The sequence below is a fragment of the Pseudochrobactrum sp. AO18b genome, assembly GCF_000409565.1.
In the GTDB taxonomy this organism is placed as follows: Bacteria; Pseudomonadota; Alphaproteobacteria; order Rhizobiales; family Rhizobiaceae; genus Pseudochrobactrum; species Pseudochrobactrum saccharolyticum.
Window position 1 is genome coordinate 1 of record NZ_ANNO01000001.1, and the last position, 16,584, is coordinate 16,584.

At 46.5% G+C, this 16,584-nt stretch carries 17 protein-coding genes and 1 pseudogene; 8 read left to right on the forward strand and 10 right to left on the reverse strand.

Annotated elements, in window-relative coordinates; genetic code table 11:
* Positions 1-60 precede the first annotated feature (60 nt).
* Both A918_RS0100005 and A918_RS22410 read left to right on the forward strand, forming a co-directional pair.
* Complete coding sequence (locus A918_RS0100005; RefSeq protein WP_022709066.1) at positions 61-399, forward strand: ribose-phosphate pyrophosphokinase-like domain-containing protein; 339 nt, start codon at positions 61-63, stop codon at positions 397-399.
* 50 nt (positions 400-449) lie between these two features.
* Positions 450-1,030: pseudogene (locus tag A918_RS22410) on the forward strand (DDE-type integrase/transposase/recombinase); the annotation flags it as partial.
* Positions 1,031-1,234: 204 nt separating this feature from the next.
* Here the strand turns inward: A918_RS22410 and hemH are convergent.
* The gene (gene hemH / locus A918_RS18925; protein ID WP_022709068.1) at positions 1,235-2,281 is read right to left on the reverse strand and encodes a ferrochelatase; all 1,047 of its coding nucleotides are present in this window, start codon (positions 2,279-2,281) and stop codon (positions 1,235-1,237) included.
* A 178-nt stretch (positions 2,282-2,459) separates the two neighbouring features.
* Positions 2,460-3,878, reverse strand: a complete 1,419-nt coding sequence (locus A918_RS18930; protein WP_022709069.1) for a deoxyribodipyrimidine photo-lyase — start codon at positions 3,876-3,878, stop codon at positions 2,460-2,462.
* 81 nt (positions 3,879-3,959) lie between these two features.
* On the opposite strand from A918_RS18930, the gene A918_RS0100025 reads away from it, so the two are divergent.
* Positions 3,960-4,739, forward strand: a complete 780-nt coding sequence (locus tag A918_RS0100025) for an SDR family oxidoreductase (protein WP_245257265.1) — start codon at positions 3,960-3,962, stop codon at positions 4,737-4,739.
* Here the strand turns inward: A918_RS0100025 and A918_RS18935 are convergent.
* The 3 genes from A918_RS18935 to A918_RS0100040 are packed head-to-tail and all read right to left on the reverse strand — an operon-like array spanning position 4,736 to position 8,173.
* Positions 4,736-5,965 carry a cyclopropane-fatty-acyl-phospholipid synthase family protein gene (locus tag A918_RS18935; RefSeq protein WP_033315767.1) on the reverse strand — a complete coding sequence of 410 codons (1,230 nt, stop codon included), beginning with the start codon at positions 5,963-5,965 and terminating at the stop codon, positions 4,736-4,738. The genes A918_RS0100025 and A918_RS18935 overlap by 4 nt on opposite strands.
* Positions 5,966-5,972: 7 nt before the next feature.
* Positions 5,973-6,815: a DUF1365 domain-containing protein gene (locus A918_RS0100035; RefSeq protein ID WP_022709072.1), complete on the reverse strand. Its 843-nt coding sequence runs from the start codon at positions 6,813-6,815 to the stop codon at positions 5,973-5,975.
* Positions 6,816-6,817: 2 nt separating this feature from the next.
* Positions 6,818-8,173 (reverse strand): NAD(P)/FAD-dependent oxidoreductase, encoded by a 1,356-nt coding sequence (locus A918_RS0100040; protein ID WP_371257498.1) that lies wholly within the window; start codon positions 8,171-8,173, stop codon positions 6,818-6,820.
* A 215-nt stretch (positions 8,174-8,388) separates the two neighbouring features.
* Here A918_RS0100040 and A918_RS0100045 point away from each other — a divergent pair, with 215 nt between their 5' ends.
* From A918_RS0100045 to A918_RS0100055, 3 genes are read left to right on the forward strand one after another with little or no spacing between them, the layout of a single operon-like run.
* Positions 8,389-8,967, forward strand: coding sequence for a sigma-70 family RNA polymerase sigma factor (locus A918_RS0100045; protein WP_051138947.1), 579 nt, complete (start codon positions 8,389-8,391; stop codon positions 8,965-8,967).
* Positions 8,964-9,620, forward strand: coding sequence for a ChrR family anti-sigma-E factor (locus A918_RS0100050; protein ID WP_022709075.1), 657 nt, complete (start codon positions 8,964-8,966; stop codon positions 9,618-9,620). Before A918_RS0100045 ends, A918_RS0100050 begins: the two co-directional genes overlap by 4 nt.
* 40 nt (positions 9,621-9,660) lie before the next feature.
* On the forward strand, positions 9,661-10,074 hold the full coding sequence (locus tag A918_RS0100055; protein WP_028233176.1) for a DUF2177 family protein: 414 nt from the start codon (positions 9,661-9,663) through the stop codon (positions 10,072-10,074).
* Between the two features lie 90 nt (positions 10,075-10,164).
* Here A918_RS0100055 and A918_RS18940 read toward each other — a convergent pair whose 3' ends face one another.
* The 5 genes from A918_RS18940 to A918_RS0100085 form a co-directional block, all read right to left on the reverse strand.
* A complete protein-coding gene (locus tag A918_RS18940; protein ID WP_022709077.1) occupies positions 10,165-12,108 on the reverse strand; it encodes a cation-translocating P-type ATPase in 1,944 nt (647 codons plus the stop codon).
* Positions 12,109-12,727: 619 nt separating this feature from the next.
* Entirely contained in the window at positions 12,728-12,991 is a 264-nt protein-coding gene (locus A918_RS18945; protein ID WP_022709078.1) for a DUF6074 family protein, read from the reverse strand.
* Entirely contained in the window at positions 12,988-13,803 is an 816-nt protein-coding gene (locus A918_RS0100070) for a hypothetical protein (protein ID WP_022709079.1), read from the reverse strand. The genes A918_RS18945 and A918_RS0100070 overlap by 4 nt, the downstream gene beginning before the upstream one ends.
* A 100-nt stretch (positions 13,804-13,903) precedes the next feature.
* Positions 13,904-14,308 (reverse strand): hypothetical protein, encoded by a 405-nt coding sequence (locus A918_RS0100075; protein WP_139316400.1) that lies wholly within the window; start codon positions 14,306-14,308, stop codon positions 13,904-13,906.
* Entirely contained in the window at positions 14,305-14,493 is a 189-nt protein-coding gene (locus A918_RS0100085; RefSeq protein WP_022709082.1) for a hypothetical protein, read from the reverse strand. The genes A918_RS0100075 and A918_RS0100085 overlap by 4 nt, the downstream gene beginning before the upstream one ends.
* 26 nt (positions 14,494-14,519) lie before the next feature.
* On the opposite strand from A918_RS0100085, the gene A918_RS18950 reads away from it, so the two are divergent.
* Positions 14,520-15,059, forward strand: a complete 540-nt coding sequence (locus tag A918_RS18950) for an Arc family DNA-binding protein (RefSeq protein ID WP_156831349.1) — start codon at positions 14,520-14,522, stop codon at positions 15,057-15,059.
* A 3-nt stretch (positions 15,060-15,062) separates the two neighbouring features.
* The gene (locus tag A918_RS0100095) at positions 15,063-16,280 is read left to right on the forward strand and encodes a site-specific integrase (protein ID WP_022709084.1); all 1,218 of its coding nucleotides are present in this window, start codon (positions 15,063-15,065) and stop codon (positions 16,278-16,280) included.
* The last annotated feature ends 304 nt before the right edge of the window (positions 16,281-16,584 follow it).

The window sequence follows — 16,584 nt, forward strand, 5'->3', positions numbered from 1 at the left end:
GGTACATACCGCTCCGGTCTTTGAGTTTTATTCTGATGAACAGTGAATGGATATGTTAATATGGCTCTGCACTCTGCTGAGAAACGTCTGACCATTCCTCTGTTCGGCAATGAAGATCTGGCACGCGCGATTGCCGCCGCAGGTAATTATCAGCTTGGATCGCTGGAAACCCGCAATTTTCCGGACGGTGAGAGTTATCTGCGGTTTCTTGATGATGTGGAAAGCCGCGATGTGGATCTCATCTACACACGGCACATCCCAATCATAACTTCCTATCGTGATTTTTTGCGGCGGATGCAGCTCGCGAGTTTAAAGACCGTTCTGTCAATCTGGCCCCCCCTTTCTGGCCTATTGCGACAGGACAAACGCTTCAAATCCGGTGATGTGATCATTGAATAACCCTAGATTTGTAGACACCTTGTGACTTTAAAAAAGGTAAAGAGCTTACGATGAGTAAAGCTAATTTCACCGACGAATTTAAACTTGATGCTGTTAAACAAATAACTGAGCGCGGTTATTCCGTAGCAGATGTTTCGCGTCGCTTGGGCGTAAGCACTCATTCACTTTATAGCTGGATGAAGCATTACAACGCCCCTGAGAAAGCAGCTGCTCAGGATGATCAATTGTCAGAGATCAGGAGTGGACTTGCTGTCCAAACCGAGTTACGAGACTGACTCGACTGGCAGGTATCGTAGCTTAGATTTTCTATATCAAAACATATGTGAACGGTGCTATTCTGGCTGTCGTAGTCGACATTTTGACAGACGTTTTATTGGCTGTTCAATACAATCGCACCAAACCACAGACCTGGTCTTACAGGCTTTTTGGATTGTCGTGTGGCGACGTATACCAAAAGAGCTAGTACTGATTCATTCCGACCAAGGCTCCCTGTTTACAAGTATGAACTGGGTTCATTCCTGAAACAGCACAACTTCTGCACAGTATGAGCCGGCTTGGGAATTGTCACGATATTGATCTAGCTGATACCTTTTCTAATCGACTTAATAGAGAATGTGTTTGGCGCAAAGTAGAACACGATTGGAAGGAAGGCAAGATTGCCTGATGCAGTCATGTTTATTCGCATATACATATGGCAATTATAGATTGTTTTTTTGAAGCATAACTTTCCGCTCAATATTTTATTGATACAGTCTACAACTGTCTGTTTAACATCGGAGCAAGCCGCTAAAAATCACGATACCTTGCTAGATAGGAATCTGAATAAATTTTACATTTACACCCGATCTAGACTGCACATTTCTTTTAATAAAACAGATTCCAATACCTTTATTCCCGCCTCACTATCATTCAGACATGGTATAAAAGTGTATTCTTCCCCACCGTGTTCCATAAAGTACTCCCGATTTTCCACCGCAATTTCTTCCAGTGTTTCCAAACAATCGGAAACAAAACCTGGGGTAATAACCGCGATTTTTTTAACACCACTTTCAGCCAGTGACTGAATTGTTTTGTCTGTATAGGGCTTAATCCACTCTTCTGGCCCAAAGCGAGACTGAAAGGTAACAATCAATTGCTGTTTTGACATGCCCAATCTTTCACGCAGTAAGCGAGCTGTCTTCATACAGTGACAATAATAAGGGTCGCCCTTATCAAAGTAGTTCTGCGGAATGCCATGAAAAGAGGCTACAATAACCTCAGGCGTCCAACTAATAGTGCTCAGGTGTTGAGTTACAGAATTATACAAGGCGTCAATATAAACAGGATCATCATAATAAGGCGGCACTGTTCTTATGGCGGGTTGCCAGCGCATATTTAATAATTTGCGATACACCGCATCATTAACCGATGCTGTTGTAGCCGCCGCATATTGAGGATAAAGAGGGAAAATAATAATACGCTCACATCCGGCACGTTGCAGTGCATCTATGCGGTCTGCAATGGAAGGGTTGCCGTAGCGCATAGCCCAATCGATGATAATGTTATCATTATCGTTGAATTTCTCGGCAATAAGACTTGCCTGATTTCTGGTGAACGTACGAAGATAACTTTCATTCAGTTCGTTATTCCAGATAGATTTATAGGCTTTGCCAACCTTCTGCGGCCGCGTATTGAGCACAATGCCAAATAGAATTGGGTACCACTTCCAAGGCGACCATTCTATAACCCGTTTATCCGTCAGGAACTCTTTGAGATAAACACGAAGTGACTTGTAGTCTGTCCCTTCAGGTGTGCCGAGATTAATAAGCAAAACCCCGATTTTCCCGTTTTTGACATCAGGATGTTGTACGGGATTGCCATTATAAACAAGACTATGTTTCACTGAAAATACATCCGATTTTTTGGTTAAGTAACTATCTAATCATCCTTTACGTTTGCCTGAACAAAACGGATCACCGGAAAATACGCATAATTACAATCAGAGTGCCGTGCGCCCATCTGACATACTAAAATTTACGTAAAATCGACCTTAAGCTGAAATCAGAATAAGGCTTTATGCTCTAAATCTCGTTCTTCATAATCATCTTGAAGAACCTCTGGCTTTCTGCAATATCCGCAATCGGCAACGGATAATCGGTGCCCAATTTCAGTTTTGCTCCGCGCAAGACATCAGCAGGCGCTTGCCCCGGACTGTGCATCCATTTTGAGGGCAATAAGCGCAGTTCAGGCACCCATTGACGCACGTAATCACCTTCTGGATCGAAGCGTTTTCCTTGCACCACAGGGTTAAAAACCCGAAAATACGGGGCAGCATCCATCCCGCATCCCGCAACCCATTGCCAACTGGCCGGATTGCTGGCCACATCAGCGTCAACCAGCGTATCCCAAAACCACTCTTCCCCAAGACGCCAGTCGATCATAAGATTTTTCGTCAGAAATGACGCCACAAGCATTCTGACACGATTATGCATCCATCCTGTTGCCCACAATTGACGCATTCCAGCATCAATAATCGGTATGCCGGTCTGTCCTTTTGTCCATGCAATGAAAGATGCGGGATCCTTGCGCCACTCAATTGGTTCAAGTGTCGGGCGCATATCATGCGTGGTAATATCTGCTCTGTGATAAAGTTGATGGTAATGGAAATCACGCCAGATCAACTCGGACAAAAACTTATCAGCACCATTTGCCACATGCGGATGCTGCTGCGCGAACTGAACAACTTCATGCCATATCTGGCGCACACTCATCTGCCCGAAGCGCATATAAGGCGAAAGTTTTGAAGTGCCGTCAAGAGAAGGACAGTCGCGGTCATCCGCATAAGACCGGACCAGATCTTTCAAAAATACGGTCAAACGCTGGTAACCCACCTCCTCGCCGGTTTGCCAATGCTGGGCAATTGTGTGTGCCCAGTGCGGTTGTTTATAAATCATAACCGGCTGGTGCTGCACGCAATTTCTGGAGGCTGCCATCTGAGCCGATATAGCACGAGGCTGAAGAACACCTTGCCGGCGCAAGGCTTTGGCATAGGGTGTATAAACCTGATAGGGGTCACCGTTTCCAGTCATAACCTCCCAAGGTTCGATCAATAAATTACCCCTGAATGAGGCAACATGGATACCTTTGCCTTTGAGGTTATGTTTTATATCTGCGTCGCATTCACGCTCTGTATGCGCATAACGCCTGTTCCAGAAGACAGCTTTAACATGCTCCGTTGTTACGATATGTTCTATGATAATCGCCGGATCACCTGTCTCAATTATTAATTCGATATTTTTTTGCGCCAATTGCGCAGCAAATTTTTCAAGGCTTCTCTCAAGCCACCATCGCGCAGCGCCGCCAGGACAGCGCGAAATTCCTGTTTCCTCATGGATATAAACGGCTGTAACAGATCCGCCCGCTAACAATGCCGCATCAAGTGCCGGATTATCTTGCATTCTAAGATCATTGCGCAACCATATAAGACTATGATTTTTCATTGAAAATCCTGAGAGCTAAGAGAAAGAGCGGATGATGGATGAACCGCTGCCCCCCCCTGTTGCGTATAGAGAATGTAAAGTTTGTCTAATGAGGTGAATGTAATGGAAGCTCATATACATAATAAACTTGTATGGATAACGGGTGCCGGCACTGGAATGGGGCGCGCTTTGGCAATAAGGCTTGCCAGCCAAGGCTGGAAAGTAGCAATCAGCGCCCGCACAAGAGCGCATCTTGAAGAGGTCGCCGCACAAATACCGGACAAGATTTTTGCTTTTCCGATGGATGTGACGGACCACGCAGCGGTACCGGCTGCATATGCCGCGATTGAAGCACAGCTTGGCCCTGTTAGTGTCGCAATCCTCAATGCAGGCATATATAAGCGGGACAATGCGTTTAATTTTGATGCTGCGCTTTTTGAGGAAACGGTCAATGTCAATCTTATAGGAACTGCCTATTGTCTGGGCGCCGTTATGGAGCCCATGCTCAAGCGGCAATCGGGACGCATATTGATCGTCTCCTCCGTTGCAGGATATACCGGCCTGCCAGGTGCAGCAGCATATGGCGCGACCAAAGCCGGTCTCATTAATATGTGTGAGGCCCTTTATCCTGAGCTGCGACGTAAGAATGTGCTTCTCAGCGTTGTTAATCCCGGTTTTGTAGATACGCCGCTCACACAAAAAAATGACTTTCCTATGCCTTTTATAATTTCAGAGAATGAGGCCGCTGATCACATCATTCGCGGCCTGAATTCACATCGTTTTGAAATTGCATTTCCGTGGAAGATGGTTTGGCTTACCAAATGTCTGGCATGTCTGCCCGCTGGATTGCGATTTGCAATTACGCGCAAATTGTTACGTTAATCCTGATTGACGCAGAGCTGACGGAAATGAAACTGCCCGACATCAATGCGCTGCGCTCTGAAACCGGCAGCGCAATAATGGAAATAATATCGCCACATCCGCTTGAAACGCGCATCAAAGCCGAGTGGCTCGATAGTGCACCATTGCTTTATGAATTGATCATCCCATTGAAGCAGCGTCTTCTCATAATCACGTCCAAACATCAGCTGGTCAGTCAGCTTTAAATTATGTCTTCGTGCGACATCAATAAGTGCGTTGCATGAAGGCAGCATACCGCCCGGAAAAATATAGGTCTGAATGAAATCAGCATTGCGCCGGTATTCATCAAGGCGGTTATCATCGATGGTAATAACCTGTAGCAAAGCCTCGCCGTCACTCTCTAACAAGGCTTGCAGTCTTGCAAAATATACAGACCAGTTCTCCTCGCCGACAGCTTCAAACATCTCGACAGATACGATTTTGTTGAAATGCCCCTCACAATTTCTGTAATCTTCAATACGAATTTCAACACGATCAGATAGGCCCGCTTTCATCATGCGCTCTCGCGCAAAATGTGCCTGCTCCTGAGAAAGTGTCAGGGCTACAATGCTGCAACCGGTTTTACGCGCAGCATATTCCGCAAATCCGCCCCATCCGCAGCCGATCTCAAGAACACGGTCATTTTTCTGAATATTCAATTGCCTGACGATGCGGTCATATTTGGCATTTTGCGCATCAGATAAGGACTGTCCGGCCGTTTGGAACAAGCCGGAAGAATATGTCATGGTCTCATCCAACCACTGAGCATAGAATTGGTTGCCCAGATCATAATGGAAAGCAATATTGCGCTTGCTGCCTGTAGGCGTATTGGCACGGAGACGATGGCGCAAATTGGCCATCAATCTTGCAAGTGCCGGCAATGCGAGAACCGAATTTAAATAATCCTCATTGAAAATTCCCAGATCCAAAACAGCACCAATATCTGGGCTATCCCAGTTATTATCAATAAATGCGCGCGCCAGCCCGAGTTTTCCTCCGGAGAGGACTTGCCACACAAATTTCGGCGAGCGAATGATCATTGTTGCATCAGGGCCCGGTCTTGAGCCTTTGACATAAAAACTGCGCCCATCAGGAAACTCAACAGTCAGTGTGCCGAAAGCAATCCGGCCAGCCCATTTCTGCGCAATGCGCATCCATAGCGGCGGACGTTCGTTGAGCCCTGCTTTGACTTCCCTCTTGATGTTCATTGTCTCTTCAGTGGTGCTCATCAGGATTTAACTCACGGGGCTGATTGATCGGAGTGGGGTTTGAAACAACAGTACTGTCGACCTTGCTGGCCGCCGCCTTATAGCGATAAATGGTAAGGCCTTTTCTCCAAAGGCGCAGTGCCTCCCAATAAATGCTCGCGCTGACTTTCAGGGTCATCAACGGGTGACGCAACAATGCCAAACCAAGCGTGCGGTCATTTATGGGGCTTCGTGTCGCTGCAAAATTTGCAACAAGCACCATGCCATCAGCATCTTCCTCATGGATACGAACCAGCAGCTTTTCATCGGGAGGCTCAATGTAAAAATTATAGAAACAGTCCATCGGCAAAAAAGGAGATACATAAAAATCCTTCTTACATTGCTGGTGAAAGCCCTGTCCTGTCAGCTTCCCCTCGAGAACACGCATAATATAGGTATGACGTTCTGCGAATGTATTGCTGACCTCATAAAGAACAGCGCGCAGCCCTCCTTGCGCGTCATAACAAAAATAGAGTGTCAGCGGATTGAAGACATAGCCATAAATGCGCGGATAACAGAGAATATAAATACTCATCCCTGCCCCCTGAAGACCAGCACGGGCTAGTTGCCCTTCAACCCAATGGCGCAATCCGCCCTTTGTGCCATCTCCGTGATCTTTATCGTGAAAGCTCACAATTGCGCGGCGATTATAAGCAAAAAGACGCTTTGCCTTGTCTAATGACGGAAGCTCATCAATATTCAGAAGCAATGAAAATACACGATAAGTGAAGCGATGCCGTTGAGGACGCAACCGCCTATGCATAACTTTGCCTATATAAAGACCTGACTGTATCTTCTCACTAGAGCGCATTATTATGATGCCTCACTCTCAGACGGCTGTGAAATTCTGGAGGATGCGTTTGGTACATTCCAAGGTCGTTTCAAACCAGCCAGCCCTTCTGCCACTGCAAGCCCTGCCTGCAAACCATCCTCATGAAAACCATAGCCAAAATACGCACCACAGAACCATGTATTACGCTTGCCTTGCAGGACATGCAGCGCACGCTGCGCTTCCAATGCTCGAAGGTCAAAAAGCGGGTGCTCATAATCAATCACCTTGATAATTTTTTCACCAACGATCGGCTTAGTCGGATTAAGCGTAACAAAAAGCGGGTATTTCTTATCAAGAGATTGAAGCTTATTCATCCAATATGTCACACATAAAGGTTGCTTTTCTGCATTCTTTTGATCGCCGGTATAATTCCAGCTCGACCAGATCCGCCTGCGCCTTGGCATAAGTGACGTATCGGAGTGCAAAACGGCGCTATTGGCTGTGTAACGAAAAGCACCAAGCAGTTTCTGCTCCTCAAAGCTGGGATCATCCAACATTGCAAGCGCCTGATCCGCATGCGCGGCAATAACAACATCGGTAAAACGCTCTGTATGGCCTTTGTTATCTGTCACCATGACGCCGTCAGGAGTGCGCTTGATGCGCACAACCTTGGCATCAAGCCTGATGTCACCGGATATTGCCTGTGCCAATCGCTCAACATAACGGCGGCTGCCACCCGTAACAGTGCGCCATTGCGGGCGATTTTTAAGACTGAGCAATCCGTGGCTGACAAAAAAGCGCACAAAGGCTTGCACAGGATAAGCCCGCATTTCATCCGCGCCCGCAGACCAGATTGCAGCCCCCATAGACAGCAGATGATTTTCAACAAAATCATTACCATAATTATGAGAACGAAGATATTCGCCAAGGCTAGTCTGCGCGTAATGTTCACTATCCAGAACAGAAGGCGCCTCGCGGTAAAACCTCAACACATCCCTGACCATAAACCAGAAACGGGGACGAATGATATTACGCCGCTGACCAAGCAAACCGTTGATGCCAGAACCGGAGTATTCCAGCCCGCCCTCATTGAGTGATACGGCAAATGACATATTGGATTTTTGTGTCTCAACCCCGCATGTTTCAAATAATGCGACAAGATTGGGATAATTCCGCTCATTATAAACAATAAAGCCCGTATCAACGGCAATCTCGTTTTGTCCGCACGGAACCATAATCGTGTTGGAATGCCCGCCTAAACGGTTATTCTCTTCATAAATGGTGACCCGCGCAGTTTTGCTCAACAGCCATGCTGCAGACAATCCGGAAATACCTGATCCGATGACAGCAATGTGTTTTTTATTTTCAGAGAATGAGTGAGAACTGCTCACGGCTATTCCTTTTGTTTTTTATATATTCCAATACGCGCCGTACGACGTTTCGGATCTCTTTTTTTAAATTATTTTGATGTCGTGATCCGTTTGCTGATTTTCTCCGTAAAGATGGCATGAAAACAAACATTTCCATCCAGCCGCAATCGTGGCACAACAAATACAAAGGAATTGCAGAGCGCAGATCTATGCTGCTCCGATTCAGGCGGGAATGTTTCAAAATGAAAAAAACCACCCCCAATGCGGAGATTGGGAAACTCGAAGTATTAATGAAAGCTGTCACATTGGATCGCGATATTGATGCTTATGAGGTGATTTTTAAATACTTTGCGCCGCGTGTTAAATCTTACATGTTGCGGCTTACGACTGATGAACAGCTCGCAGAAGAGCTGATGCAGGAAACAATGATCACTGTATGGCACAAAGCGGACCGTTTTGATCCGCTCAAAGGAGCGCTTTCAACATGGATTTTTACGATTGCACGAAATTTGCGCATTGATGCTGTAAGACGAGAGAAAAGACCCGAATTTGACCCGGATGATCCGGCTTTTGTTCCTGATGAAACAATACCCGCTGATGCTCTAATCATAATGCAGCAATCAAGTAATGAATTACAGCAAGCAATGGAAAAATTACCGAAGGAACAGTTCGAGCTTATAAAAATGTCTTTTTATGATAATCACTCTCAAAGTGCTATTGCCGAGAAAATGAATATTCCGCTTGGTACAGTTAAATCACGAATGCGACTGGCATTTGAAAAATTGCGTCTTTCCCTCAAACACTTAGGGAGAGCGTCATGAATATACATCATCATTTAAGCGATGCGTTGCTTGAAAGCTATGCTGCCGGCACCTTAAGCGAGGGCTGGAGCATTGCCGTAGCCACACATTTATCATTGTGCCCTTCATGCCGTTTTCGTCTTAAAAACTATGAATGTCTGGGCGGAAAATTGCTTGATGAACTACCTGCTGATACGTCTGTGGATAAAGCATGGGAGGCGGTTCGGTCGAGATTGGCAAAGACATCACTAAAGACCAAGCAAGAACGGCCGGAACCACAACCTCAGGCACCTGTTTTACCTCAGCCATTACGCTCTTATCTCGGAGGAGATGTCGATAAGCTGAAATGGCGCGCTCTTGGTCGCGGAGCCAGTCATATTGTCATTCCGACCAGCGACAATTCATCAACCGTACGCCTGCTCAAGATACCTGCCGGCAAGCCGGTTCCTGAGCACGGTCATGGCGGACGGGAATTGACACTTGTTCTTAGCGGAAGTTTTATCGATGGCGACGAGAGTTTTACTCGCGGCGATATCGAAGAGGCAAATTCCGATATTATTCATCAGCCTATAGCTACATCGGACGCTGATTGCATTTGTCTGGCGGTTACAGATGCCCCGTTACGTTTCCGCTCATGGATTGTTCGTTTAGTGCAACCTGTGCTTGGAATTTAGCGGCTAACGAATCCTGAATATAACAAAGATGAGATCTGCAATGTTAAAACAGGCCATAATTGCATATACTACGACTGCCATAGTGTTCTTTGTTGTTGACTTTATCTGGCTGTCAAAGATGACAAGCTTGTTTTACCGCCCACGAATGGCCAACATCCTAATGGATCAGCCAAATTTCACTGTAGCGGGTCTTTTCTATCTCGTTTATGTAGGCGGGATTATTTATTTTGCGGTAATACCTGCTCTCAACTCAAACAGCTGGCTTACTGCTGTTATTAATGGTGCCATTCTTGGGCTTATTGCTTATGGCACCTATGATATGACAAATCTCGCTACGTTAAAAAATTGGTCCTTATCAGTAAGTATAGTTGATATGGTGTGGGGTCTGCTTCTCACTGCTATGGCTAGTTCAGCAGGATACTTTGCAACATCGTTTATTCTCCCCAAAATATAACAAATTAGATGTGTTTTTTAGCTGCAGAATTACTATTTATTCCAAAACATTAGTGGAGTGAACCGACGCCGACCTAAACAATCTTCGCAGCTATTTATTACGAGTATTATCTTTCAGAAGATTTTGATCGGCAAAGACGCTTATCGTACTTCTAATTGGGTCGCTTAAGAGTCTCAACCCGTTGAGCACCACAAGAACCGTGCCCCCCTCGTGGCCAAGTACCGCCAAAGGCAATGGCAATTCAAAAAAAGCTGCACCCACAACCAAAACACACATCATACAAATCGCAAAAATAAGATTTTGACGAATTATTGATACGGTTCGCCTGGCAAGACGATGGGCTGCCGCTAATCTTTCCATATTCTCTGAAAGCAGAGCGACATCAGCAGCCTGTAAAGCAACTTCAGATCCTGCCGCCCCCATCGCAATGCCGACATCGGCGCGCGCTAGTGCCGCTGCATCATTCACACCATCACCAACAAATGCAACTTTCCCACCACTAGCCATTTCTGCAACCAGCCTCACCTTATCCTCTGGCAACATCTCGGCATGAATCTCATCTGGCTTGAATCCAAGCAGCTTGCCAATACGCAGCGCCACTGCCTGTCTATCGCCTGTCATCATTGCGATGGTCTTAACGCCGTTTTCTCGCAAAGCGACAAGTGCTCCAGCTGAAGTTTCACGTACTTTGTCCGCGATACTGATCGCACCTAAAACAAGCGCCCCACGCCCAAGATAAACAACTGTCTCTGCTCCGTCCTGTAAGTTTTTAAAGCGCTCATCATCAAGAAGAGCACCCATATTATGGGCCATTCGACGATTACCTGCCCAAATAGGGCCGTCCATATCACGTCCAACAATGCCAGCGCTTGGAATTGTTTTCACATCATAAACATCATGTAGTTTCACCTCTCGACGGAGCACTTCGCGCCTCAGGGCGTCGGCAATATGATGCTCGGAATTGGCTTCAATACTAGCTAGTGCGGATAAAAAACTCATCTCATCATCAGCTAGAGGAACAACTCCAGTTACTTCTGCACGCCCGGTTGTCAACGTTCCAGTCTTGTCGAAAGCAAAGATATTAACTGCTGCAAGTGTCTCAAGCGCTGCCCCACCTTTAAATAAAACGCCTCCCCGTGCAGCTGATGATAGAGCGGACAAAATTGCTGCTGGCACCGAAATGACTATCGCACACGGGCTCGCGGCTACAAGCAAAGTTGCTGCAAAGTATAATGCAGCTTCCCAGTCATGCCCAAACCAATAGAAAATGCCAAGAGCAATCAGCGAGACCATTAAAACGGCAACTGTATAACGTTGCCCAAACCAAACACTGAACCGTTCTGAAGGAGCTTTCGCTGCCTGAGCTTGTGTGACTAGCTCAATCATGCGTGCCACAGTACTTTGTTCAACAGTTTTAGTAATCCTAATCTCAAGTACGCCATCAAGATTGACCGTTGCCTCAAAAACTTTAGCACCAGTTTCTTTGCGCACAGGCATAGATTCACCCGTAATCGTAGACTCGTCCAGCGCTCCACTTCCGCTTGCTATTGTTCCGTCAGAGGGTATTCGTGCGCCAGGCCGAACGATAACAATATCTCCAACACGAAGACTTGCTGCCTGCACTTCTTTGATCGAACTATCTGCTAGTTTAAGTAAAGCGATTTCAGGCCGTAACGCCATCAATGCTTCAATGGCGCGGCGCGCTCGCCCCATGGCACGCTCTTCCAATGTCGTGGACAAACTAAACAGCGTCAGCAAAATAGCACCTTCGACAAACGCACCAACAATCGCCGCAGCAATAGCTGCAACAATCATCAACAAATCGATGTCGAGTACGCGCTCATGGACCAACACACTCAACGCCCGCCATCCGGCGGGAACACCGCCAGCAAGATATACCAGTACCACGCCGAAACTAGTCAATGCGAAAGCCAATGCACCACTGAATAGCCATGTCCCAACCAAGGCCAACAAAAGCCCCAACACGGTTGCAGAAGTAAGAGCAACTAATGGATTAGTTAAAAATCGATACATTGATACATTGCTCCACTTCGCTAATGAACTAAGAATGTTCAAACAGCTGCGCCAATGATCCTATCATAACTAAAGTCGCCGCAAGGCGTTTTGGAACCAACTCCATAGAAGTTATCCCGGCTGCGACTATGATCACACCATACAGTGCAATCGCAGCGTCACTGAGCATACTAAAAAATTCAACAAGGTTAGTTGTTTGCCATAAAGTCGTATGAAACACAGCCATCGTCCGTGAACGGGACTTATTATGCAGAATATTTTTTATTGCATTGATTGCAAGCAGAACAAAAACAAAACCGGTTACTGGAAAAAATGCTGATAGGACCTTTTCAGGTCAAAACCTCTCGATGACTGGCAAGAGACTTCAAATTTAATAGTTATTTCAGAATGTGCGTAATATTTTTTATCATTCGGGGCAGTCATTAATTCCTGCCTGCGCCATGATAACGGGCGGATATTACGGCGTAGATTGTGATCAATCTGTGGTGAAGTTTCAACGTTGATTAAACCGCGGAAAACTCTCATCCTAAATACTGTAATTACAAATTTTATAAGGATTGGTGAGTTCTACTCTAATTAATCTAAGCTGTCATTTCTAAGGCAATGAAACTGATAAATATTATGCCACCCCTCCACCCCATAATGTTGCAATGCTATTCAACTCTTGCTGGACAGCGCGCGAAAAGCCTGAAAGCTGTTCATGCTGCTGCTCGGCCGTCAGACCAATTCGGATGAGGTGTTTGCGGTTAGCAGCAATGACCTGTTTCCAATACAGCTCTGCATCTTCACCATGTTTTTTATAGAGCAGAGAGGCAGTACGCCGCACCTTTCCAATTCTGGCATCGAGTGGGAATATTATTATCTTACAAAAATCTATACTCATGCTGCACCAAGGTTCTTGTTGCTTCGCAATATGAGGATTTCATCCTCAAACTCCTGACTGGGGGATAATCCCCCAGACCCTGACGACCCGCTACGCGGATCGTTTTGGTTGACTGCGTGTTTGCTTCTACCGAGCACGAACTCGCAAAGGCATTTACCAGTTAGGCTTTTGAGAAAAGGATCTACTTGGGGATCTACCGGTGTGCCTGCCGGGCGAGATAAGCAGAACTCTAAATCACAAATAGCAACGTTAATTTCAGCTTCAGCGAGGTCTTTCGTCTCGTGCCGTCCTAGGTCAAGTTCTTCGCCATCAACCGTAAGCATTGAGCGCCAAAGTTCACGATTACTGTCCCACCAAATTCTCCCAATGCAGCGATGGTGTAGTGCGCCGTCATCACCGTATATATTCTTCCTTATATAGGAAATCGTGGGCGCACCGGACATTTGTCCGCTTAATACGCCATGGGCAGCACCGGACAAATGTCCGGTTAATGCGGCGTTGTTTTTTGCGGACAAAATGACATCCTTCGGTAGGTTAAAGTCGAGATCAAGTGATAAGTAAATCGTGTCTGTCGACCGCCCCCTCTTGCCCCACTCAGACTGTTTTGATCGGTCAATTACTTCAAGCGCTTCTAATGCTGACAGACCACGCCGAACATGGCGTTCGGACATGCCGACCTTCTTAGCAAGGCGCATCTGAGTAATTTGACATACCCCACCAACAGAGGAGGCTACCAAACCTACCAATATCGTGTTTAGTGACTTGTCATCAATTTTTTGACGCTTAAGCCAGTCCTTTGCGGATTTACTCATGCAGACCTCTTTCTGGCCTGCGCGGACTTGGCGCAGCGGGTGGCCTGTCTATGATGCCAATCGGCAAGAGCGAAGTGAGCGCGACCTATAAGAATGAGGATTAAGCGCATTGGCCTGCTCCCGCGCTGTGATCAAGGGCTTCATTCCATGTATCAAGACTGGACTTGATGAAGCGCTGCAGCTGGCCGGCCGCAAAAATGATATTCGAGGCATCACTTTCAGACACAAAGTAAAACTCACGATTGCCGGTTACGGACGAATGATCTTTGTCGAATACATCATGGAGCAACCCACCGAGGATTGAAGCCATATTCTTTGAATCGTTGATCGGATTCTCAAGATTGAACAGAGCTTCGTTTATCTTGACCGTTGCACCTGTAGTTGCCTGCGGAACACCCTTTGTGTTATTCCTCTGCATGTTCTTCATTCCTGCGATGGTTTGGCTTGAACTCTGGCTCGGTTTTGAGGTTGCCGCCTCTGCCGAGCCTTTTGATTTCTGGCTCATGCCGCATCATCCATGAAAAATGCAATCAGCTTGCTACGTTCAGCGACCCATCTGCCACCCACCTTCTTCGCGGGAAGCTGGCCAGTATTGAGCAAATGGAACGTCTGCCGCTCATTGCGCCCAATCAGCTTTCCAATTTCTGAAACTTCCCAAATTAGTTCCATTGAATTTGTATTATTACTCATGACTTAAATTCCCTATATGTTCATGGGTGCAACTCGCATCAACATTCAATGGCTACCATCAATTAACCATGATATCAAGTCGCACTCTTGACATTTTTGATGGCAAGTTGCACTCATTGCAAATGAATGAAAAAAATAAGTACCCAAGTGAAATCGCTGACCGCTTTCAACTCCGACTTCCTCCGGGGCTGAGAGACCGTATAAAAGTCTTCGCGGAAGCACACGGTCGCTCAATGAACACAGAAATAGTGCGTGTTCTTGAAAAAGAGTTCCCTGAGCCAATGCCTCTTGATGTTAGACTGAATGAGTTGCTTGGCCTATTTACAGCGCTTCGTAAAGTCAGAGGACATGAAGACGCTATCAACGAATTAACTGACGGCCTGTTAGAAGCGGTCGAAGGGATTGCCTCTGGCCGTGTCCCCGACATCGACGAGGTAACACGACAACGCATTCGAGAAAGCCTCGACGAATGGCATCTTGCACGTATTGAAGAGGCTCAATTTTCCATCGATCAAATTGATGAGAAGTATACTCCCAAAACAATAAATCCAGACCTCACTGATTAAGCAATGTCGATACGCAAACGCAAATGGACTAACCCAAAAGGCATTATTAAAGAGGCGTGGGTTGTCGACTACGTTGACAGTCAGGGCACACGCCGCCTGAAAACATTTGCGAAGAAAAAAGAAGCGGATGCATTCTCAGCCACTGCTAAAATTGAAGTGCGCGAAGGCGTTCACGTTGCAGATAGTGCAAGCGCAACAGTTGCACAGGCAGGCGGTTTCTGGATCGCTAGCGGTGAAAATGACAGCTTAGAGCGCTCCACCATCAACCAGCGCCAAAGACACGTAAAACTGCATATTGACCCGTTCATAGGCAATACGTTGCTTTCGCGTTTGAATGTTCCCGCTATTCGAGAGTTTGAAGATAAGCTCCGCGACGAAGACCGATCGCCTGCCATGATTAAAAAAATCATTGGCTCTCTTGGTTCAATCTTAGCCGATGCGCAGGAGCGCGGCCTTACCATTCGCAATCCGGTCAAAGATATGCGCGGTACACGCCGTACGGGGAAAGATAGACAGGCAGAGCGCCGTCAGAATGGCCGTATCAAGGTCGGCATAGACATTCCCACCAGAGAAGAGATCAAAGCTCTTATTAACGCCATAGACGGCCGCTGGAAGCCATTGCTCATCACTGCAATCTTTACAGGCATGAGATCATCCGAGCTACGAGGTTTGCGCTGGCAGGATGTGGACTTTGAAAAGCGCGCTATCAATGTACATCAGCGCGCTGATGAATTTGGAGAAATTGGTCGACCGAAGTCTGGTGCAGGCGAACGGACTATTCCAGTACCACCACTTGTCATAAACACATTGCGTGAATGGAAATTAGCCTGCCCTCGCAGAGAAACCGTGAGACTGGATCCTAACGGCAATCCTGTCACGGAACTTCACTATGTATTCCCGAACGGTTTAGGTAAAATCGAGAGCCACGCAAACATCATCAATCGCGGCCTGATACCCGTTCAGATAAAAGCCGGCATCACCCAACAAGACGGACAGGAAGTGAAAGCCAAATATACAGGCCTTCATGCTCTGCGCCATTTCTACGCGTCGTGGTGCATTAACCGCCTAGAAGATGGAGGCCTTGGATTACCTCTCAAGGTCGTTCAAGAGCGCATGGGACACTCATCAGTCACCATGACTGCAGATACATATGGGCACTTATTTCCCCGTGGTGATGACGCTGCTGAGCTTGCAGCGGCCGAGCATGCCCTTTTAAGCTAACTGCGGGTGTTAAAGCTATTAAACGCGACATGAGCGCAACATGAATATAAATTACCTTATAAAATCAATGAAGATATAAGGCATCATAATCCTTGTGTCGGCGGTTCGAATCCGTCCTCCGCTACCAACAAATTTCCCCAATCATAGAACAAAATTATGAATGTCTCTTCTGTTTTATGCATGAGATATTTGCTTCACTTCGACGGCATTGTGTAAAATGCCTCGAGCATCAGCGATTTATTTCCGTTTTGGGAATCACTTGAGAATCAATCGGATAGACCTGTAAATTTCACAAGACCGGGGG